At 65.6% G+C, this 25,133-nt stretch carries 31 protein-coding genes, 1 tRNA gene and 2 pseudogenes; 21 read left to right on the top strand and 13 right to left on the bottom strand.

Translation table 11 applies throughout. The features are described from left to right. The first annotated feature begins 18 nt into the window (after positions 1 to 18). Positions 19 to 933, top strand: coding sequence for a hydroxymethylglutaryl-CoA lyase (locus QXZ94_RS08295; protein WP_315720007.1), 915 nt, complete (start codon positions 19 to 21; stop codon positions 931 to 933). Between the two features lie 64 nt (positions 934 to 997). Here the strand turns inward: QXZ94_RS08295 and QXZ94_RS08300 are convergent, their stop codons facing one another. The 3 genes from QXZ94_RS08300 to dctP are packed head-to-tail and all read right to left on the bottom strand — an operon-like array spanning position 998 to position 3,924. Then, positions 998 to 2,356 carry a TRAP transporter large permease gene (locus QXZ94_RS08300; RefSeq protein ID WP_315720008.1) on the bottom strand — a complete coding sequence of 453 codons (1,359 nt, stop codon included), beginning with the start codon at positions 2,354 to 2,356 and terminating at the stop codon, positions 998 to 1,000. Further along, positions 2,353 to 2,898 (bottom strand): TRAP transporter small permease, encoded by a 546-nt coding sequence (locus tag QXZ94_RS08305; RefSeq protein ID WP_315720009.1) that lies wholly within the window; start codon positions 2,896 to 2,898, stop codon positions 2,353 to 2,355. Before QXZ94_RS08305 ends, QXZ94_RS08300 begins: the two co-directional genes overlap by 4 nt. 3 nt (positions 2,899 to 2,901) lie before the next feature. Next, positions 2,902 to 3,924, bottom strand: a complete 1,023-nt coding sequence (gene dctP, locus QXZ94_RS08310; protein ID WP_172109090.1) for a TRAP transporter substrate-binding protein DctP — start codon at positions 3,922 to 3,924, stop codon at positions 2,902 to 2,904. Positions 3,925 to 4,287: 363 nt separating this feature from the next. Between dctP and QXZ94_RS08315 the strand changes: the two genes are divergently transcribed. Further along, positions 4,288 to 4,527, top strand: a complete 240-nt coding sequence (locus QXZ94_RS08315; protein WP_172109806.1) for a pentapeptide MXKDX repeat protein — start codon at positions 4,288 to 4,290, stop codon at positions 4,525 to 4,527. Positions 4,528 to 4,662: 135 nt separating this feature from the next. Here the strand turns inward: QXZ94_RS08315 and QXZ94_RS08320 are convergent, their stop codons facing one another. Further along, positions 4,663 to 5,016: a DUF6481 family protein gene (locus QXZ94_RS08320; RefSeq protein ID WP_172109088.1), complete on the bottom strand. Its 354-nt coding sequence runs from the start codon at positions 5,014 to 5,016 to the stop codon at positions 4,663 to 4,665. Positions 5,017 to 5,342: 326 nt separating this feature from the next. On the opposite strand from QXZ94_RS08320, the gene QXZ94_RS08325 reads away from it, so the two are divergent. The 5 genes from QXZ94_RS08325 (at position 5,343) to QXZ94_RS08345 (ending at position 7,822) form a co-directional block, all read left to right on the top strand. Then, entirely contained in the window at positions 5,343 to 5,594 is a 252-nt protein-coding gene (locus tag QXZ94_RS08325; protein ID WP_315720010.1) for a hypothetical protein, read from the top strand. A 12-nt stretch (positions 5,595 to 5,606) separates the two neighbouring features. After that, the gene (locus QXZ94_RS08330) at positions 5,607 to 5,783 is read left to right on the top strand and encodes a hypothetical protein (protein ID WP_315720011.1); all 177 of its coding nucleotides are present in this window, start codon (positions 5,607 to 5,609) and stop codon (positions 5,781 to 5,783) included. Between the two features lie 591 nt (positions 5,784 to 6,374). After that, positions 6,375 to 7,019 carry a hypothetical protein gene (locus QXZ94_RS08335; protein ID WP_210262309.1) on the top strand — a complete coding sequence of 215 codons (645 nt, stop codon included), beginning with the start codon at positions 6,375 to 6,377 and terminating at the stop codon, positions 7,017 to 7,019. A 173-nt stretch (positions 7,020 to 7,192) separates the two neighbouring features. Further along, positions 7,193 to 7,579, top strand: coding sequence for an NUDIX hydrolase (locus QXZ94_RS08340; RefSeq protein WP_315720012.1), 387 nt, complete (start codon positions 7,193 to 7,195; stop codon positions 7,577 to 7,579). A 48-nt stretch (positions 7,580 to 7,627) separates the two neighbouring features. Further along, complete coding sequence (locus tag QXZ94_RS08345; RefSeq protein ID WP_172109804.1) at positions 7,628 to 7,822, top strand: hypothetical protein; 195 nt, start codon at positions 7,628 to 7,630, stop codon at positions 7,820 to 7,822. A gap of 11 nt (positions 7,823 to 7,833) precedes the next feature. On the opposite strand, the gene QXZ94_RS08350 is transcribed toward QXZ94_RS08345, so the two are convergent. From QXZ94_RS08350 to QXZ94_RS08370, 5 genes and pseudogenes are all read right to left on the bottom strand, one after another. After that, positions 7,834 to 8,256 (bottom strand): group II truncated hemoglobin, encoded by a 423-nt coding sequence (locus QXZ94_RS08350; RefSeq protein WP_315720013.1) that lies wholly within the window; start codon positions 8,254 to 8,256, stop codon positions 7,834 to 7,836. A 150-nt stretch (positions 8,257 to 8,406) separates the two neighbouring features. After that, on the bottom strand, positions 8,407 to 8,820 hold the full coding sequence (locus tag QXZ94_RS08355) for a response regulator (protein ID WP_315720014.1): 414 nt from the start codon (positions 8,818 to 8,820) through the stop codon (positions 8,407 to 8,409). 374 nt (positions 8,821 to 9,194) lie between these two features. Beyond that, positions 9,195 to 9,368: a hypothetical protein gene (locus tag QXZ94_RS08360; protein WP_172109076.1), complete on the bottom strand. Its 174-nt coding sequence runs from the start codon at positions 9,366 to 9,368 to the stop codon at positions 9,195 to 9,197. Positions 9,369 to 9,592: 224 nt separating this feature from the next. Next, a pseudogene (nuoB, locus tag QXZ94_RS08365) lies at positions 9,593 to 10,006 on the bottom strand (NADH-quinone oxidoreductase subunit NuoB); the annotation flags it as partial. 185 nt (positions 10,007 to 10,191) lie between these two features. Then, the gene (locus tag QXZ94_RS08370) at positions 10,192 to 10,599 is read right to left on the bottom strand and encodes a hypothetical protein (protein WP_409998478.1); all 408 of its coding nucleotides are present in this window, start codon (positions 10,597 to 10,599) and stop codon (positions 10,192 to 10,194) included. A gap of 319 nt (positions 10,600 to 10,918) precedes the next feature. Here QXZ94_RS08370 and QXZ94_RS08375 point away from each other — a divergent pair, with 319 nt between their 5' ends. From QXZ94_RS08375 to QXZ94_RS08385, 3 genes are all read left to right on the top strand, one after another. Beyond that, positions 10,919 to 11,047: a hypothetical protein gene (locus tag QXZ94_RS08375; protein WP_315720015.1), complete on the top strand. Its 129-nt coding sequence runs from the start codon at positions 10,919 to 10,921 to the stop codon at positions 11,045 to 11,047. Positions 11,048 to 11,331: 284 nt separating this feature from the next. Then, positions 11,332 to 11,637 (top strand): hypothetical protein, encoded by a 306-nt coding sequence (locus QXZ94_RS08380; protein WP_315720016.1) that lies wholly within the window; start codon positions 11,332 to 11,334, stop codon positions 11,635 to 11,637. A gap of 281 nt (positions 11,638 to 11,918) precedes the next feature. Further along, positions 11,919 to 12,908 carry a ribonuclease Z gene (locus QXZ94_RS08385; protein WP_315720017.1) on the top strand — a complete coding sequence of 330 codons (990 nt, stop codon included), beginning with the start codon at positions 11,919 to 11,921 and terminating at the stop codon, positions 12,906 to 12,908. Positions 12,909 to 12,986: 78 nt separating this feature from the next. Here the strand turns inward: QXZ94_RS08385 and QXZ94_RS08390 are convergent, their stop codons facing one another. After that, positions 12,987 to 14,327: a vWA domain-containing protein gene (locus QXZ94_RS08390; protein WP_315720018.1), complete on the bottom strand. Its 1,341-nt coding sequence runs from the start codon at positions 14,325 to 14,327 to the stop codon at positions 12,987 to 12,989. A 173-nt stretch (positions 14,328 to 14,500) separates the two neighbouring features. Then, a tRNA-OTHER gene (locus QXZ94_RS08395) sits at positions 14,501 to 14,575 on the bottom strand. A 1,139-nt stretch (positions 14,576 to 15,714) separates the two neighbouring features. Here QXZ94_RS08395 and QXZ94_RS08400 point away from each other — a divergent pair. Continuing rightward, positions 15,715 to 16,797, top strand: coding sequence for an Acg family FMN-binding oxidoreductase (locus QXZ94_RS08400; protein ID WP_315720019.1), 1,083 nt, complete (start codon positions 15,715 to 15,717; stop codon positions 16,795 to 16,797). Between the two features lie 79 nt (positions 16,798 to 16,876). Then, positions 16,877 to 17,104 (top strand): hypothetical protein, encoded by a 228-nt coding sequence (locus tag QXZ94_RS08405; RefSeq protein WP_172109065.1) that lies wholly within the window; start codon positions 16,877 to 16,879, stop codon positions 17,102 to 17,104. 2 nt (positions 17,105 to 17,106) lie between these two features. On the opposite strand, the gene QXZ94_RS08410 is transcribed toward QXZ94_RS08405, so the two are convergent. Then, a complete protein-coding gene (locus QXZ94_RS08410; protein WP_315720020.1) occupies positions 17,107 to 17,466 on the bottom strand; it encodes a hypothetical protein in 360 nt (119 codons plus the stop codon). 124 nt (positions 17,467 to 17,590) lie between these two features. Here QXZ94_RS08410 and QXZ94_RS08415 point away from each other — a divergent pair, with 124 nt between their 5' ends. The 4 genes and pseudogenes from QXZ94_RS08415 to QXZ94_RS08430 all read left to right on the top strand — a co-directional run. Continuing rightward, a complete protein-coding gene (locus tag QXZ94_RS08415) occupies positions 17,591 to 18,295 on the top strand; it encodes a glutathione S-transferase N-terminal domain-containing protein (protein ID WP_315720021.1) in 705 nt (234 codons plus the stop codon). Further along, positions 18,292 to 19,269, top strand: a complete 978-nt coding sequence (locus QXZ94_RS08420) for an oxygenase MpaB family protein (RefSeq protein ID WP_315720022.1) — start codon at positions 18,292 to 18,294, stop codon at positions 19,267 to 19,269. The genes QXZ94_RS08415 and QXZ94_RS08420 overlap by 4 nt, the downstream gene beginning before the upstream one ends. 134 nt (positions 19,270 to 19,403) lie before the next feature. After that, positions 19,404 to 19,994 (top strand): histidine phosphatase family protein, encoded by a 591-nt coding sequence (locus QXZ94_RS08425; protein ID WP_315720023.1) that lies wholly within the window; start codon positions 19,404 to 19,406, stop codon positions 19,992 to 19,994. Between the two features lie 78 nt (positions 19,995 to 20,072). Next, positions 20,073 to 20,279, top strand: a pseudogene (locus tag QXZ94_RS08430) (hypothetical protein); the annotation flags it as partial. A 50-nt stretch (positions 20,280 to 20,329) separates the two neighbouring features. Here QXZ94_RS08430 and QXZ94_RS08435 read toward each other — a convergent pair. Continuing rightward, complete coding sequence (locus QXZ94_RS08435) at positions 20,330 to 20,530, bottom strand: hypothetical protein (protein WP_172185135.1); 201 nt, start codon at positions 20,528 to 20,530, stop codon at positions 20,330 to 20,332. Positions 20,531 to 20,749: 219 nt separating this feature from the next. Here QXZ94_RS08435 and QXZ94_RS08440 point away from each other — a divergent pair, with 219 nt between their 5' ends. The 5 genes from QXZ94_RS08440 (at position 20,750) to QXZ94_RS08460 (ending at position 25,133) form a co-directional block, all read left to right on the top strand. Beyond that, positions 20,750 to 21,106 carry an ArsC family reductase gene (locus QXZ94_RS08440; protein WP_315720024.1) on the top strand — a complete coding sequence of 119 codons (357 nt, stop codon included), beginning with the start codon at positions 20,750 to 20,752 and terminating at the stop codon, positions 21,104 to 21,106. 326 nt (positions 21,107 to 21,432) lie between these two features. Beyond that, positions 21,433 to 22,188, top strand: coding sequence for an ABC transporter ATP-binding protein (locus tag QXZ94_RS08445; protein WP_315720025.1), 756 nt, complete (start codon positions 21,433 to 21,435; stop codon positions 22,186 to 22,188). Next, positions 22,181 to 22,927: an ABC transporter ATP-binding protein gene (locus tag QXZ94_RS08450; protein WP_315720026.1), complete on the top strand. Its 747-nt coding sequence runs from the start codon at positions 22,181 to 22,183 to the stop codon at positions 22,925 to 22,927. Before QXZ94_RS08445 ends, QXZ94_RS08450 begins: the two co-directional genes overlap by 8 nt. 42 nt (positions 22,928 to 22,969) lie before the next feature. Continuing rightward, the gene (locus QXZ94_RS08455; protein ID WP_315720027.1) at positions 22,970 to 24,193 is read left to right on the top strand and encodes an ABC transporter substrate-binding protein; all 1,224 of its coding nucleotides are present in this window, start codon (positions 22,970 to 22,972) and stop codon (positions 24,191 to 24,193) included. A gap of 76 nt (positions 24,194 to 24,269) precedes the next feature. Further along, positions 24,270 to 25,133: a branched-chain amino acid ABC transporter permease gene (locus tag QXZ94_RS08460; RefSeq protein ID WP_315720028.1), complete on the top strand. Its 864-nt coding sequence runs from the start codon at positions 24,270 to 24,272 to the stop codon at positions 25,131 to 25,133.

Raw genomic sequence — 25,133 nt, forward strand, 5'->3', positions numbered from 1 at the left:
CCAACAAAAGAGGGCAGCATGAGCGAGAGCGTGCGCATCATCGAAATGGGTCCGCGCGACGGCCTGCAGAACGAGAAGACGCAGGTCAGCGTTGCCGACCGCATCGCCTTCGTGCGCGCGCTGGCGGACGCCGGCCTGACCACCGTCGAGGTCGGCGCGTTCGTCTCGCCCAAGGCGATCCCGCAGATGGTGGGCTCGGACGAGGTCATGCGCAGCGTGGCGGGGCTGCCCGGCGAATTTCACGTGCTGGTGCCCAACGTGAAGGGCTACGAGGCCGCGCATGCCGCCGGCGCCAAGGTGATCTCGGTGTTCACGGCGGCCTCGGAGAGCTTCTCCCGCGCCAACATCAACTGCGGAATCGAGGAGTCGCTGGAGCGGTTCAAGCCGGTGGTGGCGCATGCCAAGACTGACGGCATCAAGGTGCGCGGCTACGTCTCCTGTGCGCTCGGCTGTCCCTATGAAGGCGAGATCAAGCCGCAGGCGGTGGCCGATGTCGCCAAGGCGCTGTGGGACCTCGGCTGCTACGAGGTCTCGCTCGGCGACACGATCGGCGTCGGCACGCCGCTCAAGGCCAAGCAGATGCTGCGTGCGGTCTGCGACGACGTCCCCGTGTCGCATCTGGCGATGCATTTCCACGACACATATGGGCAGGCGCTGGCCAACCTCTATGCCGGCCTGGAGGAGGGCGTTCGCGTGATCGACGCCGCCGGCGGCGGCCTCGGCGGCTGCCCGTTCGCACCGGGCGCGACGGGGAATGTCGCGACCGAAGACGTCGTCTACATGCTCGAAGGGATGGGCATCCGCACCGGCGTCGACATGACGAAGCTCTTGGCGGCTACCAATGAGATGAGCCGGCTGCTCGGCCGCCCGCCGGTCAGCCGTGTCGCTGCCGCGCTGAATGCAAAACAAAAGCGAGTAGCGAATGGCGAGTAGCGAATGGGCGAGGCCTACCGGATCGTCCCTATTCGCTACTCCCTAGTCGTCATTCGCCGCCGCGTCAGCGGCTGAGATCCGGCCCCATCACGAGGTCCGGCAGCGCGGTCGAGATCTGCGGCACGAAGCAGAGCAATATTACCGCGGCCATCATCAGCAGCACGAAGGGCAGCGTGCCCCAGATCACCTCGCGCAAGGGAATGTCGGGCGCGACGTTGCGGATGACGAAGATGTTCAGGCCCACCGGCGGGTGGATCAGGCCCATCTCCATCACGATCGTCATCACCACGCCGAACCAGATGATGTCGAAGTTCGCCGCCCGCAGCGGCGGCAGGATGATCGGCGCAGTCATCAGGATGATCGACACCGGCGGCAGGAAGAAGCCGAGCACGACCACCATCAACAGGATCGCGAACAAGAGCTCCCAGCGCGGCAGGTGCATCGCCACGATGTACTCGGCGACCGACTGCGAGATGTGCAGATAGCTCATCACGTATGAGTACAGCAGCGACATGCCGATGATCAGCATCAGCATGGTCGATTCCCGCAGTGTCGCCTTCATGATCGGCGCGAGATCGGCCGGGCTCCAGACCTGGTAGATGATCGCAATCAGCACTAGCGCGAGGATGCCGCCGAGGCCGGCCGTCTCCGACGGCGTGGCGAAGCCGCCGTAGAGTGCGACCATGACGCCGGTCAAAAGCAGCACGAACGGGATCACGCGGGGCAGCACCGAGAAGCGCTGTGCCATCGTGAAGTCGTCCTTGGTCAGGATGTCTGACCAGGCGCCGGATTTCTCATAGGCGACCTTGGCCCGGGCATATTCCTGGCGGAAGCGCACCACCGCGTAGACGCCGAACAGGGTGACCAGCAGCAATCCCGGGCCGATGCCGGCCAGGAAGAGACGGCCCAGCGACTTCTCGGCGGCGATCGCGAACAGGATCATCGTGATCGAGGGCGGCAGTAGAATGCCGAGCGTGCCGCCGGCGGCGATGATGCCGGCCGCGAAGCCGCCGGAATAGCCGCGCTTGCGCATCTCGGGGATGCCGGCCGAGCCGATCGCCGAGCAGGTGGCGGGCGAGGATCCCGCCATCGCGGCAAACAACGCGCAGGCGAACACATTGGCGACGCCGAGGCCGCCGGGAACGCGATGCAGCCAGGCATGCAGCGCCGAGTAGAGATCCTGGCCGGCGCGGGAGCGGCCGATCGCGGCGCCCTTGAGGATGAACAGCGGGATCGACAGCAGCGTGATCGAGGCCATTTCCTCGTAGACGTTCTGCGTGACCGTATCGAGCGATGCCGTCGGCATGTAGATCGCCATGAACACCACGGCGACGGCGCCGAGCGCGAACGCGATCGGCATGCCCGCGAACATCGCAAACAGGGTGGAAAGCCCGTAAGCGACTCCAATTCCGAATACGCTCATCGACGGGCTCCGGTCAGCGGCGACACGATCTGCAGCAGCATCTGAATGCACAGCAGGCTCATGCCGGCGGCCATCAGGCCGTACGGAATCGCGAGCGGCGGCGACCACATCGAGTTGGACACCTGGCCATCGACCCAGGCCTCGTGGGTCAGCGTCCAGGATTTCCAGGTGAAGAAGGCGCAAAACAAAAAGCTCGCGACATCGACCAGCCAGAGCCTGATCTTGTTGGCGAGCGGCGACATCAGGCCGACGAACGCCTCGATGCTGACGTGACCGCGATGCTCCTGCACATAGGCCGCGGTCATGAAGGTGGCGCCGACGAGCAGAAACACGGCGGCCTCGTCCTGCCAGTAGTTGGCGGCCTTGAACAGCGCACGGCCGGCCACGCTGTAGCTGAGGATGACGCAGGCCGCGACCAGTGCGATCGCGGCGAGAACGACGATGATGCTGTTGAGCAGCGAGATCACACGCTGAAGCGGCGCCAGCGGTCCGCTGGCGCTGGTGACCGGCGATGCCTCGCTATCGGAGACGGGCGCGTGCATCAATCAGGCCGCGACGTCGGAGGCGAGCTTGAGGAGCTTGGCGCAGTTCGCCGACTTGCCGCCATAGTCCTTCCAGGCGGTGTCGCGGGCGATGTCGCGCCATTTGTTGACGGTCTCGGCGTCCAGCTCGGCAACCTTGGCGCCAGCCTTCTCATAGACCTTGGCGACCTCGATATCGTCCTCCTGCGCGCCCTTGCGCCCGAAAGCTTCCATCTCCGCGCCGACGGCGAGCAGGATGTCCTGCTGGTTCTTCGGCAGCTTGTCGAACGAGGCCTTGGACATCATCAGCGGCTCGAGCATGAACCAGTACGATGCCTTGGCGCCGGAGGTCAGGGCCTTCGAGACCTCCTCCAGGCGGAACGAGATCAGGCTGGTCGACGACGTGATGCCGGCATCGCAGGCGCCGGTCTGCATCGCGGTGTAGATCTCGTTCGAGGGAACCGAAAGCACGGACGCGCCGGCGGTCTGCAGCACCATGTCCATCTCGCGCGAGCCGCCGCGCACCTTCATGCCCTTTGCATCGTCGGGCGTCACCAGCGGACGCGAGCGGCTGGCCACGCCGCCGGCCTGCCAGACCCAGCTCAGCAGAATGATGCCCTTGTCGGCGAGGAAGTCGCTCAGCATCTTGCCGACCGGCTCGTTCTTCCAGCGCATGCCCTGGTCGTAGGTGGTGACGAGGCCCGGCATCAACGCGATGTTGGTCTCGGGAACCTCGCCGCCTGCGTAGGGCATGGGGTAAAGGCTGATGTCGAGCGCACCCTTCCGCATCGCCGAAAACTGCGCCACCGTCTTGATCAGCGACGAGTTCGGATAGATCTCGGTGGCGATCTCGCCGCCGGAACGCTTGGCCACTTCCTCGGAGAACACGCGGCAGAGCCGGTCGCGGAAGTCGCCCTTGTCGATGGTTCCACCGGGGAACTGATGCGAGATTTTCAGCGTCGTCGCCGCCTGGGCCGTTCCCGTTCCAAAGCGCAGGATGGCCGGCGCAGCGAGCGCTGAGGCGATGATATGGCGTCGTGAGAGCATGAGACTTCCCCTGGACAACTTCTGATTGGGTTCCCGACCGGGTTCGCTGGCCTGCTGAATACTAGCCAAACCGCCGGAATTACCTCTAGCCGAACTATACTGTCGGTTCGAGTTCAAATGCAGGGGAAGCGACATATTGCTGCGGCGCAAATGTCAGCCTCTGAGTCCCGTGCAGCGGTTGTACTAACATCGACCTGCCGGGGCGAAATTGTGTCGACGTTCCAAACATCGCCAAACTCGAATCAAAATTGATCGATGGAAATAATTCCGAGCGCCCGTAACAACCGCTCTGTTTGCATCGTCGAGATGGGTGAGCGGCGCATTGATCGCCGTCCAACCCCGCACCTCGAAGGAGCGACCATCATGACCTCTCGCAACCGCCTCATCCTCGCTTTGTCTGCCGCTGCCGTCGCGTTCAGCGTCGCTGCGGCGCCGGCCGCTTTCGCGGACGACAAGATGGGCAAGGACGACGGGATGAAGAAAGGGGCGATGTCCCACGACGGCATGAAGAAGGACACGATGGCCAAGGACGGCATGAAGAAGGACGATGCCATGTCCAAGGACGGAATGAAGAAGGACGACGGGATGATGAAGAAGAACTGATTCGGCCCATCCCCGTCGGGCCCCGAGTCCCTGTCAGGCCCTAGCTCTGTCAGGCTCGAGGCTTGGTCTGGAAGCCAAGCCGGAGACATCGACGAAGGCGCCGTGGCGAGCTGCTCGCCATGGCGCCTCGCACGCTTACTTCTTCTTTCCGCGCGCCTTGCGCGCGGCGTAGCGCGCATCGCGCTTGGCCTTCTGCTCGGCTTCCATCTCGGCCAGGCGGGCGGCCTCTTCTTCGGCCTCGCGGGCAAGCCGCGCGGCCTCGGCCGCCTTCGCCTCCTCCTCGAGCCGCTTCTGCTCGGCCTTCGCGACCTCGCGCTCGAGCCGCTGCTGCTCGCGGCGGGCGGCGGCAGCTTCGCGCTCCTGCCGGCGCTTCACGACTTCGGGATCGTCCGGCCCGGGCTGCGCCTTGAACTTCTGCACGATGCTCTGGCGGGCCTGCTGTGCGGCCTTCTGCCGATCGGCAAATCCAGGTTCCTTGAATCCTCTCATGGAGACGTCGTCACTTCGCTATTTGGGTGTTCGGTCAGGGTGTGGTCGGTCAGGGGCTGTGTGCGCCACCCGGCAGGTCGTCCACGGTGGTGTGAACAGGAGCGAAGGCCAGCGCGAGGCAGTGTGTATAGGATCGCATGCGTCGATGACAAATGCTTTATCGCCGCTCCTCCACATCGGCCATGTCCAACGCTTGCATGCTGTGCGCCCAGCGCTATGTAAGCAGCCCCCGTCGCGCTGACGAAGGTCAGCCGGATGTGAATTGCCTCACACCCCACGGGCACTGGCGCACCGCCCGGGTGCGACATCCAACGGAGTTTACCGGCATGACCTCTGTATTTCGGGGGCGCGGGCGCATCGCGCTCGCCCTCGCGCTTGTGGGTCTCGTGATCAGCGCATGCGTCATGACCGCGGTCCTCGCCCGTCCAACCCCCGTGCCGCCCGGCGTGCTCGGCGCGGAATGGGAATGCGGGCAGATCTTCTGGGTGACGAGCTGCACCCGGATCGCGCCGGTCACGCCGGCTTCGCGTCACCACCAGGAGCCCCACGGCGCGGCGGCCGACCAGCGCTCGGCCTAGGCACGTCATCGCATGGGTGGACAGGACGAGGACAGCGGCCGTGGAGGCGCAATCGCAGCGCTGGTGTTCGCAGCAATCATGGTCGGTTTCGGCCTCTGGCTGGCGCACAGCCTTACGGCCGCGAGCAAGATGCAGGATTGCCTGATGTCGGGACGGAGCAATTGCAACGTCATCACGCCGGAGCGCTGAGGACGGTGGCCCCCGATTGCGCAGCACCGAATGCGGCATCGGCTGCAGCCCGATCATCGCCCGCTGCGCATCGGCTCGACCGGACGATCGCGGCGGCGAATCAGGGCGCTTTTCGCGTATCCTGATCGTGGCCGAGGGAACTCGCCGCAAAATTGTCGCGATTTGATCGGTTTGTCGCGCAGAATGTGGTGCGGCCGAGAGGTTCGGCGCAGCGTCCAGCCGAAGATCGGCAAGCCACCGCCCTGGCCACGACAGCAGAGTTGGCGGGCGAGCGAGGGGTAGGGAAGCATGACGTTGTTCGATCAAACCAGATTCTGGCTGCCGGCCTTGGCGATCCTCACGGCCGTCGCATGGCCTGCCGCCGGGAACGCCCAGGGTCCCGGCCCGGACCAGGCCGGCCCGGGCCATCCTCCGCAGGGCCGCCCGCCAGGCGTCATCCGCCAGGGGCAGGGTGGTCAGCCGGCCGGTCAGCCCCAGGCGCAGCAGGGGCCACGCCAGGGCGCTATGCAAGGGGCTGTCCAGGGGCACATCCCAACGCCGAGCCAAGGTCCGGTGGCAGGACAGCCGGGTGGACCGGCGCCGCGCGTCGCCATGCCGCCCCAGCCCCGTCCAGCGGCACCCGTCGCGCAGCAGCAGGGGCGCCCTCCGGGCGCCGGCTATGACCGTGGTCATGGCTACGCACCCGGGCCCGGCCCCGCGGCCGCGGGCCGGAGCCCCGACGCCCGATATGCGCGCGGCGGTATCGCCGTGCGGGACTATGGCGGGCAATCCTATCGGGGCCGGCTCGGCTGGGAAGGCGGCCGCTGGCGTCACGAGGTGCACAATGGGCGCCGCGGCTGGTGGTGGGACGTGGGCGGCGTCTGGTATTATTATGACGAGCCGATGGATGGACCGCCGACCTACGTGTCCGAGGACTACGCCGACGACGTCGTCTATGCGCCGGCCGCAGCCTATCGGGCGCCGCCGGCGGTCGAATACGAACCTGCGCCCCCGCCGGCCGATCCGGATCCTGCGGCCAGCGCGCTCGGCGGCGCCATCATCGGTGGCGTCCTCGGCGGCATCCTGACCGGCAAGGCCGGCGGCGCAGCCGCAGGCGCCGTGCTCGGTGGCGCCACCGGAGCGATCGCGGGCGCGACCGCCGCGTCCCGGCCGGGTTACTATCTGTCGCAGGGCAATTGCTACTATCGCTACCCGTCGGGGGAGTACGTCGCGGTCGATCCGCGCTCCTGCTACTAGACCGGTCCCGATCGCCGAGGCGTTGCAAGCCGGCGCTCTCGGCGATGCCGCCGGGCGTCGAAGCCTGACGACGTTGGACCGCAGCGAGGCTCCGCAAAGCTCCGGGGCGGGATTGGGAACGAATCCTGATACGCTCTGCTTCATTGCTCGGCCGAGGTGAGAGTTCCGGAGACATGACCAAGGCGTCCAAGCTGGTTGCCGCCAAGGGCGGAAAGGTTCTCCTGGTCCGGCGCCGTATCGATGGGCGCTGGATGTTTCCGGGCGGCCGCAAGCGGGCGCGCGAGACCGCGAAGGACTGCCTGAAGCGCGAGATCAAGGAGGAGCTGCCGAAGCTCAAGCTCGGCCGGCTGCGCCTGTGGAAGGAAGTCACTGCCAAGAACAAGCGGTCGGGTCGCAAGATGAGCGACGCGATCTTCATCGCCAAGCACGCCAAGGGCCGGCTCGAAATCGGCGACAAGAAGGAGATCGACCGCGCGGTCTGGCAGAAGCCCTATGGTCTCAGCCTGACGCCGACGTCCCGCTACATCCGCGACCGGCTGTTTCCGCGCAAAGTGGAGTGACTGGCCAGGCGGCCCGGAACCGCGCGTGGTTCCCGGCGTTATCTCGGCATGACTTACGAAAGCACAGCCAGACCGCCACGCGTCCTCACGCCTGAAGAGCGTCGGGCGCGCGATGCCATGCGCAGGGCCGATGCCGAGCAGGCCATGCGCGAACATGAGGAGGCCCAGCGGGCCTTCTACAAGAACCGCGAGCGTCTCCGCGCCGAGCGTCTGGCGCGCGAAGCCGCCGAGAAGCGGGGCTGAGCCCGAGGGGCTCAGCCGGCGGGGCGCGTTCGGAAGGCGTTGGCCATCCGCAGGAACGCCCGATCGAGCAGATCGTACATGTCGCCCGTGATGTCGCAATCGAACATCGCGCGGCGCATGCACGTCATCCACTCGTCGCGCTCGGCGTCGCCGATGGGATAGGGCCGGTGGGCCGACATGATGCAGCGATGCTCGGCGCGCTCGAAATACAACGCCGGCCCGCCCAGCCAGCCGCTCAGAAACTCGAACAGCAGCTGCTTGATCGGACCGAGGTCGGCATCGTGCATGGCGCGGATGCCGCTCGCGTCGGGCTCCTCGTCCATGATCGTGTAGAAGCGATCGGCCAGACGTCGCACGCCCGCTTCCCCGCCGATGAGCTCGTAGGGCGTGGCCTCGACCACCGCTGCTTCGCTGGCTGAATTCGCTGCCGTCATTGCATCTCGTTTCCGTTCGCCCCGGACCAGCCAACAGGCGGCCGGCGTACGGCGCCTTGATCTGCATCAAAGGCGACATGGCGATGGCCGCCGCGCGGCAATGCCGCGGGCGCCGGCAGGAAGAACATCGGTGAGACAGGCGTGTGCGCGCTAGCGCATGTTGGCTTTGACGAGCCGCTGGCGGTCGGTGTCGGCGGCGATCTGGCGCAAGGTCTGACGCAGCAGCGCGAGGTCGACCGGCTTGGAGAAGGGCGGGTAGACGTTGAGGCCGAGGATCTTGCCGGCACGGACGGTGACGTCGCGTGTCTGGTCGTCCGAGCCGCTGATGATCAGGACGGGGGTGCGGGATTTGATGTCGGCGAGGAGTTGCAGCACTTCGGTGCCGGAGCGCTCGCCGAGATTGAGGTCCAGCGTGATGCACTCGAAGTTGCGCCGGCGCAGCACGTTCATGGCGCCGTCCACCGAGTTCACGCCGGTCGTCGCAAAGCCCGCCTGCACAGCGATCTTGCGCAGGATCGACAGATGAACGTCGGCATCTTCGATCACGAGAAGTTCGTTCAGCATGGTCCCTGCGCGGCTGTGTGTCGGCTTCTGATGGACGTAGAGAGCTTAAGAGCAGGTTTCTGAGTTCCACGTAAATTTTCAGTCCCGTAGGATTACGGAAAATTCTGCATTCTGCCGTGCATTATCCAAAGGCTGCCAAGGGCAAAGCACGTCTCGACCTCGGCCTCGAGGTCCTTGCCGCTGATTGCCTCCGGGGGCGGTGACACGTGCCGGCTCCGGCATCATCATCCCCCTGCAGACGTCAGCGTTCGGCCTCGCGACGCGCATGGCGCCCGAGCTGTGCGGTCGGTTCGCCCTCGGAAAACAGAGGGCGCGGGGAATGCCGGGTGATGGCCTCACCCATGGCCCGCCTGCAGCAAGAAAGCAGGCGGCAGTCACCACAGGTGCAGCCGGATCAACCCGGCATTCCCCGCGCGATGGTCTTCACGCTTATACGCGATCTCCCCGGTGTCCGGCGTGTTAGCCACCGTCGCCTTCGGGATCATCATCACCCAAAGGCTTGGCATCAGCGTCGGGATGCCAGGACCACGCGATTTCACGTCCGCCAACTGCCTTTCGTCCGCGCAGTCACCTGCGCTGCGGCATGTCAGCGGCCACCGCATCCCGCGCTCAACGTCCGTAACGATCGCGAAGCGTCCCTCTCGAGGAGCACGGGATCACGCAGATAGAACATGAATTCCGAAAAATAGAAAGAGAAATATTTTCAAGGACAAGACTGGACAGCGGTGATGTCGTTGAGCGGACAAGCGAAACGAATTTCTGGGCGCATGACGCCGTTACGCGTTCGACCCGGTGTCGAGACGACGTAGCGCGGCTCCGGCATCTGATCGTAGATCTTGCGGAAGGCCGGCGCCATTTTGTGGGTGAGCGTGCCGGCGACGATGATCACGTCCGATTGCCGGGGCGAGGCGCGCGGCGCGAAGCCGAAGCGCTCGGCATCGTAGCGCGGCATCGACTTCTGCATCATCTCCACGGCGCAGCAGGAGAGCCCGAAGGTCATCCACATCCACGAGCCGCTGCGCGCTCAGGTGATCAGCGCCTCCGCATTTGCGGTGAAGAATCCCTTGTCGGCGAGATCGTCGCGGACCCCAATGAAATAGGGGGCGGTCGCGTTGTCCGGCTTGCCCTCGCCGGGCCGCAGCGCCAGCGCTCCCGGCGCACCGTCTTGAAACGGGCCACTCGCCATTCCTGCTCTCACCTCGCGCCATGGCGATTCGATGCGCGTGCGGAGCAATCCGCGGTCGCGCGATTCGGTCACCAAGATGCGTGCGATCCGCCGTTCCTAAGCGGCGAGGGGCGATGGTGCCGGTTCAGGGCCGTCCGGCTTGGCGATGGAGGCCACCGGCGTGTGACGCGGGCTGCCGGATCCGGTCAGAACGGGCGTCGGCTCGGAAGGACGTTTGAGGCCGGCGCGTCGGTCAACGACGACGGACCGGGCCGGCGCGAATGGCCGCCGGTCTGGCGCCAGTGCTGGACGTGCAGGAGGATGCCGGCCAACAGCAGCGGCGCAACGGCTGAAACCGCCAGGAAGGGTGAGAGCGGTTTCGGCGTGATCATCTCCAGCATCATCTCGCAGACCAACCAGACGGCCGCTGACACCAGCACGAAGTCGCGAGAGGGAATGCGGAGCCCATACAGGAAGCCGGTGATGAGCACCGCGGGCGCGATGATCGGGCCGATCATGTAGAAATTCAGCTCGGGCGGCGTCAGCGCGTCGAGAATCATGGATGCCAGCAGCCACAGGCTGAAGAACATCACAGCGCCGTCGACGTATCTCATGGGATCACCTCCGCCGCGACATTTTGGCGCAATCTTTGTCCGGTTTATGGCTGTTCCGTCAAGTGCAGTGACCTCGGACGACGGTTCGAAGCGGCATTTTCGGGCGATTTCGGCCGTCGTCAGGCTTTGGAAGGCCGCCGCACGACCTGGATACCGCTGATCGGCGGTTCCATCGCCATGGCCTGCTGCATGTCGAGGGAACCGGCACGCCAGCGCTGGGCGAGCGCCGTGGCGAAAGGTCGAACGACTTTTCAGGCCCGGCCTCCTCGGCGCCTGGACGGTAGCTCAACAGCTGGATCTCATCGGTTCCGGCGCGGCCTTGCAGCTGTCGCCGCAGCCGGCGGGCGTCGAGCGCGTGATGCGGCCGCTGGAACGTCTGATTGCCGAACATCAGATCGTTCTTGCGCTCCGCCGCCGCCTCGATGCCGTCGGGCACGTCGCGCCATGATAGGCGCCGAGTCCGAGCCCGCCCGCGGAGCACCAGGCATGTCTGCTTGCGATCGACGGTCATGCGCGTGAGACGAGACGTCCTGAGGGGAATGGTTTGCCGGACCCACTTACAACAGCCGGCCGCGATCGCTCCAACCCTTCGGCTCGGTGGAGCAAGACGCCGATGCACGTCGGTCAGCGTCGATCACTGGCGCCGCGGCGCCATGGAACGGTGTTCATGCGCCATGCGTTCGACGCTGAACACAGATGTTGCTCAGCGGTGAGACAGCCAAGGACTATCAAATGGAACGCACGATCATCGGTCATTTCGCAACGCGCCGTGACGCCGAGCTCGCCGTCGAGCATCTGGTGCAGGATCACGGCATCGCCCGCACCGACGTGTTCGTGCAGGCGCCGGGCACCGCCAACAGCGCCGGCTCGCAAGCCGCCGGCGCCGACGTCGAGAGTGGCCACCCCGGCGTCGACAAGACCGGCGCGCCCGAGCTGGGAGGCGAGATCGAGGTATCCGTCGATTGTCACGGACGGCAGTCGGGCGAGGTGGAGGGCATACTGAAGGAAGCGGGCGCGCGGCGGGTCAGCGCGAAGTAGCTTTGTGAGCGGCTGGTCCAGGCGATCGATGCAAGAACAGGTTGCGCCACGAACGTGCAGGCGGTGAGAAGAACGAGCCCGCTCTCTGCCATCCCAGCAACTGGACATCGCAGGAAAATCTGGCACATCTGACCGCGGCCATCAGGTGATGGCTGCGAAGGGCGCGCGATCCCTCCGCACGGCTTGGCCTCAATCTGCTCGGCTTTTCGCTGATGAAGGCCGCGCGATGCTTGATTGAGCGATGATGACGGAGGGCTCGTGGAACAGCACGGCAGGGCATCATGAGTGCGTTGGTGCAGCCGCGCCTGATCAACGATGTGTTCGGCGATCCCGGCGTCTATGTCGATTTCAGCTTCGGCCGCCGCGCGATGCTGTTCGACTGCGGCGACCTCGGATCCTTGTCCCATCGCGAGCTGCTGCGCGTCAGCGAGGTGTTCGTCAGCCACCGCCATCTCGATCATTTTTGCGGCTTCGACCGGCTGCTGCGCGTACATCTCGGGCGCATGGGCGCGCTGCGTGTGATCGGACCTTCCGGCCTGATCGAAGGTGTTGCTGCGAAGCTTGCCGCTTACGACTGGAATCTGCTCGGCGAGGGCTCGCCGGATCTCGTGATCGATGTCAGCGAGTTCGTGTCCAGCCGACTTGCCGGCCGCGCACTCTTCCGCGCGCAGCACGCATTCCGCGGCGAGGCGCTGCCGGAGGAGTCCTTCCCGGAGGGCATCGTGTTCGACGATGGCGAGCTCAGAATCGAGGCTTGCGCGCTGGAGCACAACATTCCCTCGCTCGGCTTCGCACTGCAGGAGGCCATGCGGATCAATGTCTGGACCGAGGGCCTCGCCACGCTCGGTCTCGACGTCGGTCCGTGGCTCAACATCGCCAAGAGCGCAGCACGACGCGGCGAGGGGGACGACACACCGATCGAGGCGGGCGGTCGCATCCTGCCGCTGGGCCTGCTACGCGAGCACGTGCTGCGCAGCGGCCGCGGCCAACGCATCGCCTATGTCACCGATGCCGCGTTCACCCCCGAGAACGCCGCTGGGATCGTCGCGCTCGCGCGCAACGCCGATCACCTGTTCATCGAGAGCGCCTTTGCCGACGAAGATGCGGATATTGCGCAGGAGCGGCGGCATCTCACCGCGGCCCAAGCGGGCCGTCTGGCGCGTGAGGCCGGCGCGCGACGCCTGACGACCTTCCATTACTCGCCGCGCTATGTCGACACGCCGGACCGGCTGCGTCGCGAGGCGGAGACGGCGTTCGCTGCGCGCGAATGAGATCGGCGCAAGGGTCATCAGTGCTCGTTTTCGACGTGAGACCCGGGCGCGCCTGTGACGCGTCCGGGTCATTTGTCGTCAGTGCAGGGTGGTGCCCCGCAGCGTCTCCTCCTGCGCCGCGATCCAGGCGATCACGGCTTCGGAGAAGCCGTCGACCCGCGTCCAGGGGCCGTAGCCGACCCCGTGCTGGTACGACGCCACGTTGACCATGGTCCCGCGCGCTTTCGGCGACGGTACCGGATCGTGGCTCTGCTCGTCGGTGAAGACGATCAGGCGGTCGCCCTTGCGGTCGACCTCCTTCACCGCGCGGCCGAGATAGGTCCCGGAATGCGGCTGCGAGTTGATGATCGCATCGCGCAGCGCGAAGCCCCGGCGCGGCGGCAGCTTCACGACCTCATCGCTGAACGTGAAGATCTCCACCTCGTCGCAGACCTCGCGGGCGAGGACCGCCAGCCCGCACGCCGCCTCCGCCCGCGTCATCTCCGACTTGGCGGACAGCGTCGCGAACATCGAACCGGACACGTCGATCAGGAGCCGCGTGCGGCCCGGAAGCCGCGCATGGCCCTTGACCGAGCGCAGCATTGCCTGCTCGAGTTCTGGCTCGAAGTTCGGCGCATGCCGGGCCGCCGTGATGAACCGATACGGCAGGACTCGGTCCGTCCGCATCGTCTCGATCGCGGCCGCGATCGTCGCGCGCGGCACCCCGGCCTGGCGCATCAGGCGCAGGTTGCGCAGCAGCGCCAGCGCTCCGAGCCGCTTCTCGGCCAGCAGCCGCTCGAAGCTCGCCCGCTTGTCCGCACCCGCCGACAGCGCGACCTCCCAGGTGTCGGGCGAGGGCAGCTCGCCATCGACGAGCTGCTTCCACACCGCCTCCTGGTCCGCGTCCTTGGGCCTGGCGTGCACCAGGAACAGGACGTCGCGCAGCCGCACCGGGCCGTCGCGGTCATACTTCGCAAGCTTATAGGCGTCGAACTTCGCAAACGCCTTCGCCAGCCCCTTCTTGACCTGCGCCGAGACCGGCTGCCGCTTGCGCTGCTGCTGCGGACCCAGAGAGTCCGCCCAGTAGATCGCGAGCAGCTCGGTCATCTCGTCCGGCCGCTGGATGATGCGGGCCAGCGTCTCGGCGACCAGCGCGCGGTGCGACGGCAGCCGTGCCATTTCTCGGGCGACGAGCAGCGGCGCGTGGCGCAGCTTCATCTCCTCGCGCGCGCGCACTGCGAGCTGAGCGACCTCGCGCGGTTCGACCTGTGCCACGAGAGCCTTGATCCGATCGGCGATCGCGACCCCGTCCTCGTAGAACTGGTCCTCCCACAACAGGCAGCTCATCAGCGTGCGCTGGAGCGCCTGCACCGGCGCGAGCTGTCGGGATGGCGCACCCTCGTGGGTGAAGGCGCGCAGGAACGTGTTGAGCCTGACCATGGTGGCCTCCTCTGGGTTGATGGATGTTGGATGGAATGGCCGGAGCACCGGCCGACACGCGCGATGCCGTGACATCACACGCGATGGCGACCACGCGCCGGGAAAGGGCGAATGCTGAGCTCCGCTCCACTCGCGTGGACCGGATAGTGCTCTGCCGCTGAGCTACCGGCGCATGGAACGCCGGATGGGAGTCGAACCCACGACCTCTCGATTAGCAATCGAAGTATCAGCACTCTTCACCACGGCGCGTGCCAGGGGGGCGGCGGGGAACGGTCGATGCTGTCGCTGCCCTTGTCGGGCGCTCGGTTTCAACGAAGTAACAGACATCTTCACCACCGCCGCGAAAGCGGGACCACGAGCCGGGAACAGGCGACGACTGAGACCCGGTCCCACTTTCGCGGACCGGACAGCGCTCTGACCTCTGAGCTACCGGCGTGCTGCCGGACGGGATTCGAACCCGCGACCTCTGGCGTGGCAAGCGAAGTAACAGTCGTCTTCACCACGGCTCGTGGATGTGTGGCCGTGCAACTCCGCTGTGTCGCCCCGCGTTCGCGCGGACGACGCCGATTGTTAGTTGCGACGGTGCGTTGCTCGGCTGCGAAATGCGGCCGGGCGGTTGTTGTGGCGTGCTGGGGAACGGGCGATCGCGGCAATACGACGATCGAAACGTAGGTTGGGCGTCAGCCTCACCGCAACCCGCGACTCACCCGTCTCGCTTGACGGATTCCACGGTACGATCGACCGAAGGCGGCTCATCGCCGCATTGGCGCGACGGATCCGCGATCTTCACCACCAGCAGCTCCCGGCCGCGAACGGCCGGGAAATCAAATAGCTTGTCTGCGGCGCTGATGGCGCCGCGTGTTGCGAGCTCCTAGGAAGCTCGCTCTGTCATCGGTGTCCGGCGCGAACGCCTCGTTCCCTCCGACAGGCCCCGCGCTCTTGGGCACGCGCATCACCTGCGCGAGCCCCGGGATCCGGGTCTCCCGTTCCGGCTGGTCGCCGGGACAATTGTGAGTTCGCCGTGCGAGCCGCTGACGTGAGGGCAACAAAAAACCCTCCGGAGCGGCTGGCTCGGGAGGGTCCGTGTGAACCGGACAATGGATCTTGCGTCAGGCAAGATCGCTCCCCCGAGCATGGCGTGCGCCATCCGACGGCCCGAAGCCGTTGGACGTGCAGATCATGTGTTCGTCACCGAAGGACATCGTTTCACTCATGTTCGTCGCGGGCGCAGTCATGCGCGAGGCCGGGGTAACTACGCTCGTTTGTTGTTGCTGTCAACGGCGCATTGCGAAGTATTTTGGTCGAACGTGACGTTGTTGATCTGAAACAACACTTTGGCGCGAGGCACGTTTATCCTCATGACCATTAGTCCGGCGAGCATGTGGTCATGAACCGACGGCAGATCCTGTTAGGAGCGAGTGGCGCGCTGACGGCGGCCGCGGTCGGCGCGGGTGCCTGGCGCTCCGCCACCGGCACGATGTCCGCATACGACGACTACAGCGCGCGGCTGCGCGCGCCGCTGTCGGCGGAGGTCGCCGACGTGATCCGCTACGCGACGCTGGCGGCCAACGGCCACAACACGCAGCCATGGCGCTTCGCCGTGGCGGCCGATGCGATCACGATCACGCCCGATCTGTCGCGACGCACGGCGGTGGTCGACCCCGACGATCATCATCTGTACGTCAGCCTCGGCTGTGCGGCGGCCAACCTCGCGATCGCGGCCGCTGCCAGCGGCCGTCCGGGCGAGGTGATCATCGATGGTCCGATGGTGCGCTACAGCTTCACCGGAGGGCGGCGTGACGACGTCGATCCGCTGCTGTCCGCCATCGTCCGCAGACAGTCGACGCGCGGTGACTATGACGGACGCGAGGTGCCGCCGCGCGATCTCTCGTCCCTGCAGGTCGCGTCAGCGGTGGCCGGTGTCGATCTCGCCATCATCACGGCGCCCGCCGCGATCGCTGCAATCCGCGATCTCGTCATTGCCGGCAACAGCGCACAGATGCGCGACGCCGCGTTCATGCGCGAGCTGAAGGACTGGATCCGCTTCAATCCGCGCAGTGCGATGGCGAGTGGCGACGGCTTGTTTGCTGGAGCCAGCGGCAATCCATCATTGCCGACGGCGCTGGGCGGCATCGCGTTCGACCGCCTGTTCGACGCATCTGCCGAGAACGACAAATATGCGAGCCGGATCGCGTCCTCGGCGGGGATCGCCGTGTTCGCGGCCGAGCAGGCCGATGCCGCGCACTGGATCAGGGTCGGGCAGGCCGCTCAGCGCTTCGCGCTCGAAGCAACGCGGCTCGGGCTCAAGCTTGCCTTCATCAACCAGCCGGTCGAAGTGGCTGCGTTGCGGCCCGAGCTGGCGCGTCTGATCGGGACGACGCGGCGGCCGGATCTCGTGCTGCGTTTCGGCTATGGGCCTGCGCTGCCGTTTTCGCCGCGGCGTCCGATCGGCAGTGTGCTGAGTTCCTGAGTCGTTCCTGTCAATCTTGACGGAATCCCGACTCGGTGCATTGCTTCGGGACATGTTCGAGAACACCCGATTGGCACGCATGAGCGACGGGCATTATTGCCTGGTGCGGGACCTTGGCCTGGTCAAGGGCGGCAAGGGCATGCGTCATCACGAGGTGGTCGTCGATTTCAGCGCACGTGGCCTGAAGGTGCTGGCAAAGCAGGGGGCCTCATCGCTGATGCGCCGCGTCGCGGCGAAGCTCGCCCAGCACGAGGCCACGGCCAAGCTGCCGGCGCTGCTGCGTGTGCGCCTGCGCGAGCCGCAATAGCTTCACCGCCTGCGAGGCGTCGCAATCGGTCGCGTCGGCTCGTAGGGACTGTCCGGATTCACATCGAGCTCGACTTCGGCGACGCAATGTTGCGGATGGCGATGGCTGCGCCCGGAATGCCAGCGCCCCTCGCGCAGCTCGACCTCGCTCATCTCGGCGATGTCGAAACACTTCCACTGTCCGCCTCGCGGCAGGCCGCGGCTCGCGCCGCCGGCGAACTGAAATGCGAGCACGCGCTCACGTCCCGCAGTATGACCGAGGATGATCGGGCACAGCGCACGGGCAAATCCACCATACATGCACAACACCTGTCGTCGTTCGTGCATCGCCTGCATGATCAACTGGTAGGTCTGACTGGGCATGCTGACCTTCTGCACGTTGCAGCCACCTAAGGCCCCGGACACGCGGCCGGTTCCTCACGGCATCTTGCAGCGGCTCGGGATGGACTTAGATTGAGGCCCAACCGCAACGCGCGAGCAAGCCCTGATGTCCGACCTCTCCAGCTTCCCGATCACCACGCGCTGGCCGGCGCGGCATCCCGACCGCATCCAGCTCTACTCGCTGCCGACGCCCAACGGCGTGAAGGTCTCGATCATGCTGGAGGAGACCGGGCTGGCTTACGAGCCGCACACGATCAATTTCGGCACGGACGACCAGAAGACGCCGGAGTTTCTGTCGCTCAATCCGAACGGCAAGATCCCGGCGATCGTCGATCCAGATGGGCCCGGCGGCAAGCCGCTCGGCCTGTTCGAGTCCGGCGCGATCCTGCAATATCTGGCCGAGAAGACCGGGAAATTCCTCCCCACGGATCCGGCGCGGCGCTGGCAGACCATCCAATGGCTGCACTTCCAGATGGGCGGCATCGGGCCGATGTTCGGCCAGCTCGGCTTCTTCCACAAATTCGCCGGCCGTGAGTACGAAGACAAGCGGCCGCTGCAGCGCTACGTCGCCGAGAGCAGGCGGCTGCTCTCGGTGCTCGAGGCGCGGCTCGACGGCCGGCAGTGGATCATGGAGGACGACTACACCATCGCCGACATCGCCACGCTCGGTTGGGTCCGCAATCTGATCGGCTTCTATGGCGCGCGCGAGCTGGTCGCCTTCGATGAACTGAAGCAGGTCCCGGCCTGGCTCGAACGTGGCCTGGCGCGGCCGGCGGTGCAGCGCGGGCTGGAGATCCCCAAACGGCCGTGATCGTCAGCGAGGCCGATTTCCAGCGCTGTCTCGACGAGGTGCTGTCGGCCCCCGCCGTGACAGGCGACGGCGTGCTCGGCCCGGACAGCGTGATGTGGCGCGTGCATCGCGAGGCGGCGTTGTTTCTCGGAGCGGGACGCGCGCTGCTGCTGCAGCTCGCCCATCCCTGGGTCGCGGCCGGCATTGCCGAGCAGTCGAAGGTGTTCGCCGATCCGCTCGGCCGTTTCCATCGCACCTTCGGCATCGTCTACACCATGGTGTTCGGCACGCGTGACCAGGCGATCGCGGTGGCGCGTCGGCTGTACCGGCGTCACGCCGCGGTCGACGGCGTGATGACGGAGACGGCCGGGCCGTTCGCGGCGGGCTCGCGCTATCGCGCCAACGATGTCGACGCGCTGCGCTGGGTGCACGCCACGCTGGTCGAGACGGCCATGATGTCCTACGGCCTGCTGTGTCCGCCGCTCAGCGCGGACGAGCGCGAGCAATATTGGCGCGACGCCATGCGCTTCGCCGGCCTGTTCGGCATTCCACGCGACGAGCTGCCGCCGGACTGGGCGTCCTTCAAGGCCTACACGGCCGCGATGATGGAATCGGAGACGTTAACGGTCAGCGCGGCCGCGCGCGACATCGCCCAGCGCATCTTCTCGGGCGAGGCGACCTCGATCGGGCCGCCGCGCTGGTTCACCGCACTGACCGCGGAGATGCTGCCGGAGCGGCTGCGGCTGGCATTCGCGCTGCCATATGATGAGCGCGACCGCCGCAGTGCCGCGCGTGCCCGGATCTGGCTGCCGCGCGTCTATGGATTGCTGCCGGTGCGATTGCGCACGGTCGGCCCCTATCAGGAGGCGATGGCGCGCATCAGCGGACAGGCCTGTCCGCCATTCACCCGGCTGCTCAACCGCGCCTGGATCGGCCAGCCGTTGATGCCGGCCGCGGAGGCTGGCGGCCGCCGGGCGCCGCGCCCCGCTCACTGAGGGCGTCGTCGCAGGTTGTGATCGGGTTCATACAGCGGACGTGTCGCGTGCGGTAATCTGCGCTGCCGACGGTCGCCTGTCGATGCTGGACGCGCTTCTCTTGACGGCCCGGCGGGCAGCACGCGGAGGAAGCCATGAACGCGCTCACGCTCCTGATCATTCGCCATGCCGAAAAGCCGGACGGTGACACCACGGGCCCTGGCCTGACCCACACAGGCAAGCCGGATTCGAAGTCGCTCGTGATTTTCGGCTGGGAACGGGCAGGGGCATGGACGGCGCTGTTCGGCAGCGGATTGGGCGGCACGACCTATCCGACGCCGCAGGCGATCTACGCCGCCGATCCCGATAGCACCAGGGATGGCTCCGATCCGAGCCGGCGACCCTATGAGACGGTGCTTGAACTGGCCGCCCGATTAGGGCTCGCCAAACCGGATATGTCGTTCACAAAGGGGCAGGAGGCGGCGCTGGTTGACGCCTTGCTGCCGCTGTCGGGCGTCTTCCTGGTCGCGTGGGAGCACAAGGCGATCATCTCCGACATCCTGCCGCGGCTGCCAGTCAGCAACGCCGACCAGTTGCCGACCCATTGGCCGGGCAAGCGCTTCGATGTGGTGCTAAAGTTCGATCGCGGCGCCGACGGAACCGAATTCGAGTTCACCGAACTCTATCCCTGCCTGATGCCGGGTGATTCCGATAAGCCACTGAAGAGCGATCCGAAGGACGAGTGAACTACTGACCGCGCGGCTCGCCTGGGAAATATCCCCAGGTCAGCAGGACGACGCGATATTACGGCCGAGGATCAGCCCGTCGAGGCGCAGGCGATCGACCGTGCTCACCGCATCGGTCAGGACAAGAAGGTCTTCGTCTATCGGCTGGTGACCGCCGGCACGATCGAGGAGAAGATCGGAGAGCTGAAGCTGCGCAAGCAGGCGATCGCCGACCGGTTGTTCGACAACCAAGGCAATATCGGCAAGGCGCTCACCGAGGACGATATTGCTGCGTTGCTATCTTGATCTCGCGTCCGTCGCTGCGGCGCGCGTGGCATGCGTTATTGCGGGTGCAATCACGCCACCGCAACGCGCTCGCGGTCGCGTGTCTCTTCGACCCAGGCGTGGGCGGCGAACCATTCATGGTAGGTGCGGCAGTGGGGGCAGTAGGCGCGGGAGAAGAACACGGGCATGCGCTGAAAGCGCTCGGCATCCATTTCCATCCCTGTCTCGATGCTGCGGCCGGTCTGCGGACAACGGACCATGATCTTGCCCATTCGCGGTCTCCTGTTCGTGGGCCAGATACGCCGGGGATGCGAAGAAAATGTAATGCTCAGCCGACACTTTCGTGGCAAAGCTCGGAGTGAATTCCGACTGCGGAACGGACCGCGGCTGCCGCATCAAAAGCGAGTGAATCGCACTGCAAAATGCGGGGCCGATTGTCGCAACATGAGACAAGCGCCGTGGTCGGACACGATTGGTTGAGGACGCGTGGCATGAGCATCACGATCTACGGAATCAAGAACTGCGACACGATGAAGAAGGCGCGTGCCTGGCTCGACGATCACGGCGTGGCCTACGACTTCCACGACTACAAGACCGCAGGCATCGACAAGGCCAGGCTCGAATCATGGAGCGAGGAGGTCGGCTGGGAGCTGCTGCTCAATCGCGCCGGCACCACGTTCAAGAAATTGCCGGAGGCCGACAAGGAAGGCCTGACCAGGAGCAAGGCGATCGCGCTGATGCTGGCGCAGCCGTCGATGATCAAGCGGCCGGTTCTGGACCTTGGCGGCAAGCGGGTGGTGGGCTTCAAGCCTGACCTCTACGCCAAGGAGGTGAGGACAGCGAAGTAGCAGCGCAGCAGCGGCGAGCAACTTTCGGCTGCGCCGACGAACGGCCGTCGGCGTGCCCGCAGGCTCCCGCCCGGTCCATTCGACGGCGCGATGCCCGGTTCTATGTACGCGGGAATTACAGATCCCGCGCAACGCAAGGTCAATCGGCCGGCTTGCGACGCCGTTGCCCAGCTTTCCGCCTTGCCTAACTCCCTCGGTTGACGGCATATTCCGGCGCGAAGCGGCCGCGGGTGGCGACGGGAATCGTCCAGCCATCCGGCAGAGCCGCCTTACAGGAAGAGAAGCGAGGGCCAGGCGCGCGACGCGCCGGCGCGGGGGGAATCTGTTTGGCTGACGAGTTCATTCTCGAGACCCACGGATTGACGAAGGAGTTCGCGGGGTTCTTTGCCGTTCGCGATGTTTCGCTCAAAATTCGCCGGGGCACCATTCACGCGCTGATCGGCCCGAACGGGGCCGGCAAGACGACGTGCTTCAACCTGCTGACCAAGTTCCTGCGGCCCTCCGCCGGCACGATTCTCTATAAGGGGCAGGACATTACAGCCGTGGCGCCGGCCGACGTGGCGCGCCTCGGCCTGGTTCGTTCGTTCCAGATCTCGGCGGTGTTTCCGCACATGACCGCGCTGGAGAACGTTCGCGTCGCCCTGCAGCGGCAGCATGGCTCGTCATTCGACTTCTGGCGCTCCAAGAGCGTGCTGAACCGATTCAACGGTCGGGCGCTGGAGCTGCTCAACGACGTCGGCCTCAGCGAGTTCGCCAATATTCCGGCAGTCGAAATGCCCTATGGGCGCAAGCGCGCGCTGGAGATTGCGACGACCTTGGCGCTCGATCCGGAGATGATGCTGCTGGACGAGCCGATGGCCGGCATGGGCCACGAGGACATCGACAAGATCGCGGCCCTGATCAAGCGGATCTCGGCCAAGTACACGATCCTGATGGTCGAACATAATCTCAGCGTCGTCGCCAACCTCTCCGACACCATTACCGTGCTGACGCGCGGGCAGGTGCTGACGGAAGGTCCATATTCGGAGCTCTCCAAGGACGAGCGCGTCAAGGAAGCCTATCTGGGAGCCGGACATGCCTGAGGTGATGACGGCCACGACCCCAGGACAGGCGGCTGCCACCAGCACCATTCTCGACGTCAAGAATCTCGAGAGCTGGTACGGCGAATCCCACATTCTCCACGGCATGAACTTCAACGTGAATGCCGGCGAGGTGGTCACCCTGCTCGGGCGCAACGGCGCCGGCAAGACCACGACCCTGAAGTCGATCATGGGGATCATCGGCAAACGCACCGGCTCGGTTCAGTTCAACGGCCAGCAGCTGATCCGCATGACCTCCGACCGGATCGCGCGGCTCGGCATCGCACTATGCCCGGAGGAGCGCGGCATCTTCGCAAGCCTCGACGTGCGCGAGAACCTGCTGCTGCCGCCGGTGGTGCGGCCGGGCGGGCTGACGCTCGACCAGATCTTCGAGCTGTTTCCGAACCTGAAGGAGCGCTTGAAGAGCCAGGGCACCAAGCTGTCCGGCGGTGAACAGCAGATGCTGGCGATCGCGCGCATCCTGCGCACCGGCGCCAGCTTCCTGATGCTGGACGAGCCGACCGAAGGCCTCGCGCCGGTCATCATCCAGCAGATCGGACACACCATCGCGCGGCTGAAGAAGGAGGGCTTCACGATCCTCCTGGTCGAGCAGAACTTCCGCTTCGCCTCGACGGTCGCGGACCGTTACTACGTCGTCGAGCACGGCAAGGTCATCGACGGATTCGCCAATGCCGATCTGTCCGCCAACATGGACAAGTTGCATACTTATCTCGGCGTTTGACAGGCGCCGCGACTGTTTCTTGGGAATTTTGGAAAGTTGGAAATGCAGAGCAGAATCATCGCGTCCTTGCTGCTGGGTACGGCGCTCACTCTCGCGGCCGGCGGCATCGCCTCGGCCGGAGACAAGACCGTCAAGATCGGCGCGCTGTCCGATCAGTCCGGTCTGTACTCGGACCTCGGCGGCCCCGGCTCGACCCTCGCGGCGCAGATGGCGATCGAGGATTCCGGCCTCACCGCCAAGGGCTGGAAGATCGATGTGATCTCCGGTGATCACCAGAACAAGCCCGACATCGGCACCTCGATCGCGCGGCAGTGGTTCGACGTGGAGAAGGTCGACGTCGTCGTCGACGTGCCCAACTCCGGCGTGGCGCTGGCGGTGAACAACGTCGTCAAGGAGAAGAACGGCGTCTATATCAATTCGGGCGCGGCCACGTCCGACCTCACCAATGCGCAATGCTCGCCGAACACGGTGCACTGGACCTACGATACCTACATGCTCGCGCACACCACCGGCCAGGCGCTGGTCAAGGCGGGCGGCACGAGCTGGTTCTTCCTGACGGCGGACTATGCCTTCGGCGCGGCGCTGGAGCGCGATACGACGGCGGTGGTGACTGCCAATGGCGGCAAGGTGATCGGCGGCGTCAAGCATCCGCTCAACACCTCCGACTTCTCGTCCTTCCTGCTGCAGGCGCAGTCGTCGAACGCCAAGGTCATCGGTCTTGCCAATGCCGGCGGCGACACCACCAATTCGATCAAGCAGGCGGCCGAGTTCGGCCTCACCAAGGGCGGCCAGAAGCTCGCGGCGCTGCTCTTGTTCCTCACCGACGTCAAGTCGATCGGGCTCGACATCGCGCAAGGCCTCAACTTCACCGAGACCTTCTACTGGGACATGAACGATCAGACCCGCGCGTTCTCCGATCGCTTCGCCAAGCGGATGAAGAACGGCGCGCCGCCGACGATGGTGCAGGCCGGCGTCTATGCAGGCCTGTCGCATTACTTCAAGGCGCTGGACGCGCTCGGCGAGAATCCGCATGACGGCATCAAGATCGTCGACAAGATGAAGTCGATGCCGACCGAGGATGCGCTGTTCGGCAAGGGCGAGATCCAGCCCAACGGCCGCACCATCCACACCGCCTATCTGTTCGAGGTGAAGAAGCCCTCGGAGTCCAAGGGCCCGTGGGATCTCTACAAGCTGGTCGGCTCGGTGCCGGGCGACCAGGCCTTCACGCCGCTCGACAAGAGCGCGTGCGCCTTGTTGAAGAAGTGAACCGCTGCGGTCTCGGCGGCTGACCCCGCCGGCACCGCTGTCTTTAGGAAACGCCGAGAGAAAATAGAACAAGACGATGCAGGCCCTCTACGCACAGCTTCTGGTTGGACTGATCAACGGCTCGTTCTACGCGCTGCTCAGTCTCGGGCTTGCCGTCATCTTCGGCATGCTCAACATCATCAACTTCGCCCATGGCGCGCTCTATATGATGGGCGCGTTCTGCGCCTATTTCCTGCTGAACCTCGGCGGCATCGGCTATTGGTGGGCGCTGCTGCTGGCGCCGATCATCGTCGGCATCTTCGGCATGGTCCTCGAGCGCACCATGCTGCAATGGCTGGCCGGGCTCGATCATCTCTACGGCCTGCTGCTGACCTTCGGTCTGGCGCTGATCATCCAGGGCGTGTTCCAGAACTTCTTCGGCTCGTCCGGCCTGCCTTATGCGATTCCCGAACAGCTCCGCGGCGGCATGAATCTCGGGTTCATGTATCTGCCGGTCTATCGCGGCTGGGTCGTCATCTTCTCCCTTGTCGTGTGTCTGGCGACCTGGTTCCTGATCGAGCGGACCCGGCTCGGGGCCTATCTGCGCGCCGCCACGGAGAACCCGACATTGGTGCGGGCGTTCGGCATCAACGTGCCGCGCATGATCACGCTCACCTACGGTCTCGGTGTCGGGCTTGCCGCACTCGCGGGCGTGCTGTCGGCGCCGATCAACCAGGTCCGTCCGCTGATGGGCGAGAACATGATCATCGTCGTGTTCGCGGTGGTGGTGATCGGCGGCATGGGCTCGATCATGGGCTCCATCATCACCGGCTTTGCTCTCGGCGTGATCGAGGGACTGACCAAATATTTCTATCCCGAGGCTTCCAACACCGTGGTCTTCGTTCTGATGGTCCTGGTGCTGCTGGTGAAGCCGACGGGTCTGACCGGACGGGCGGCCTGA

Source organism: Bradyrhizobium sp. SZCCHNS2022, from assembly GCF_032377575.1.
GTDB classification, from domain to species: Bacteria; Pseudomonadota; Alphaproteobacteria; order Rhizobiales; family Xanthobacteraceae; genus Bradyrhizobium; species Bradyrhizobium aeschynomenes.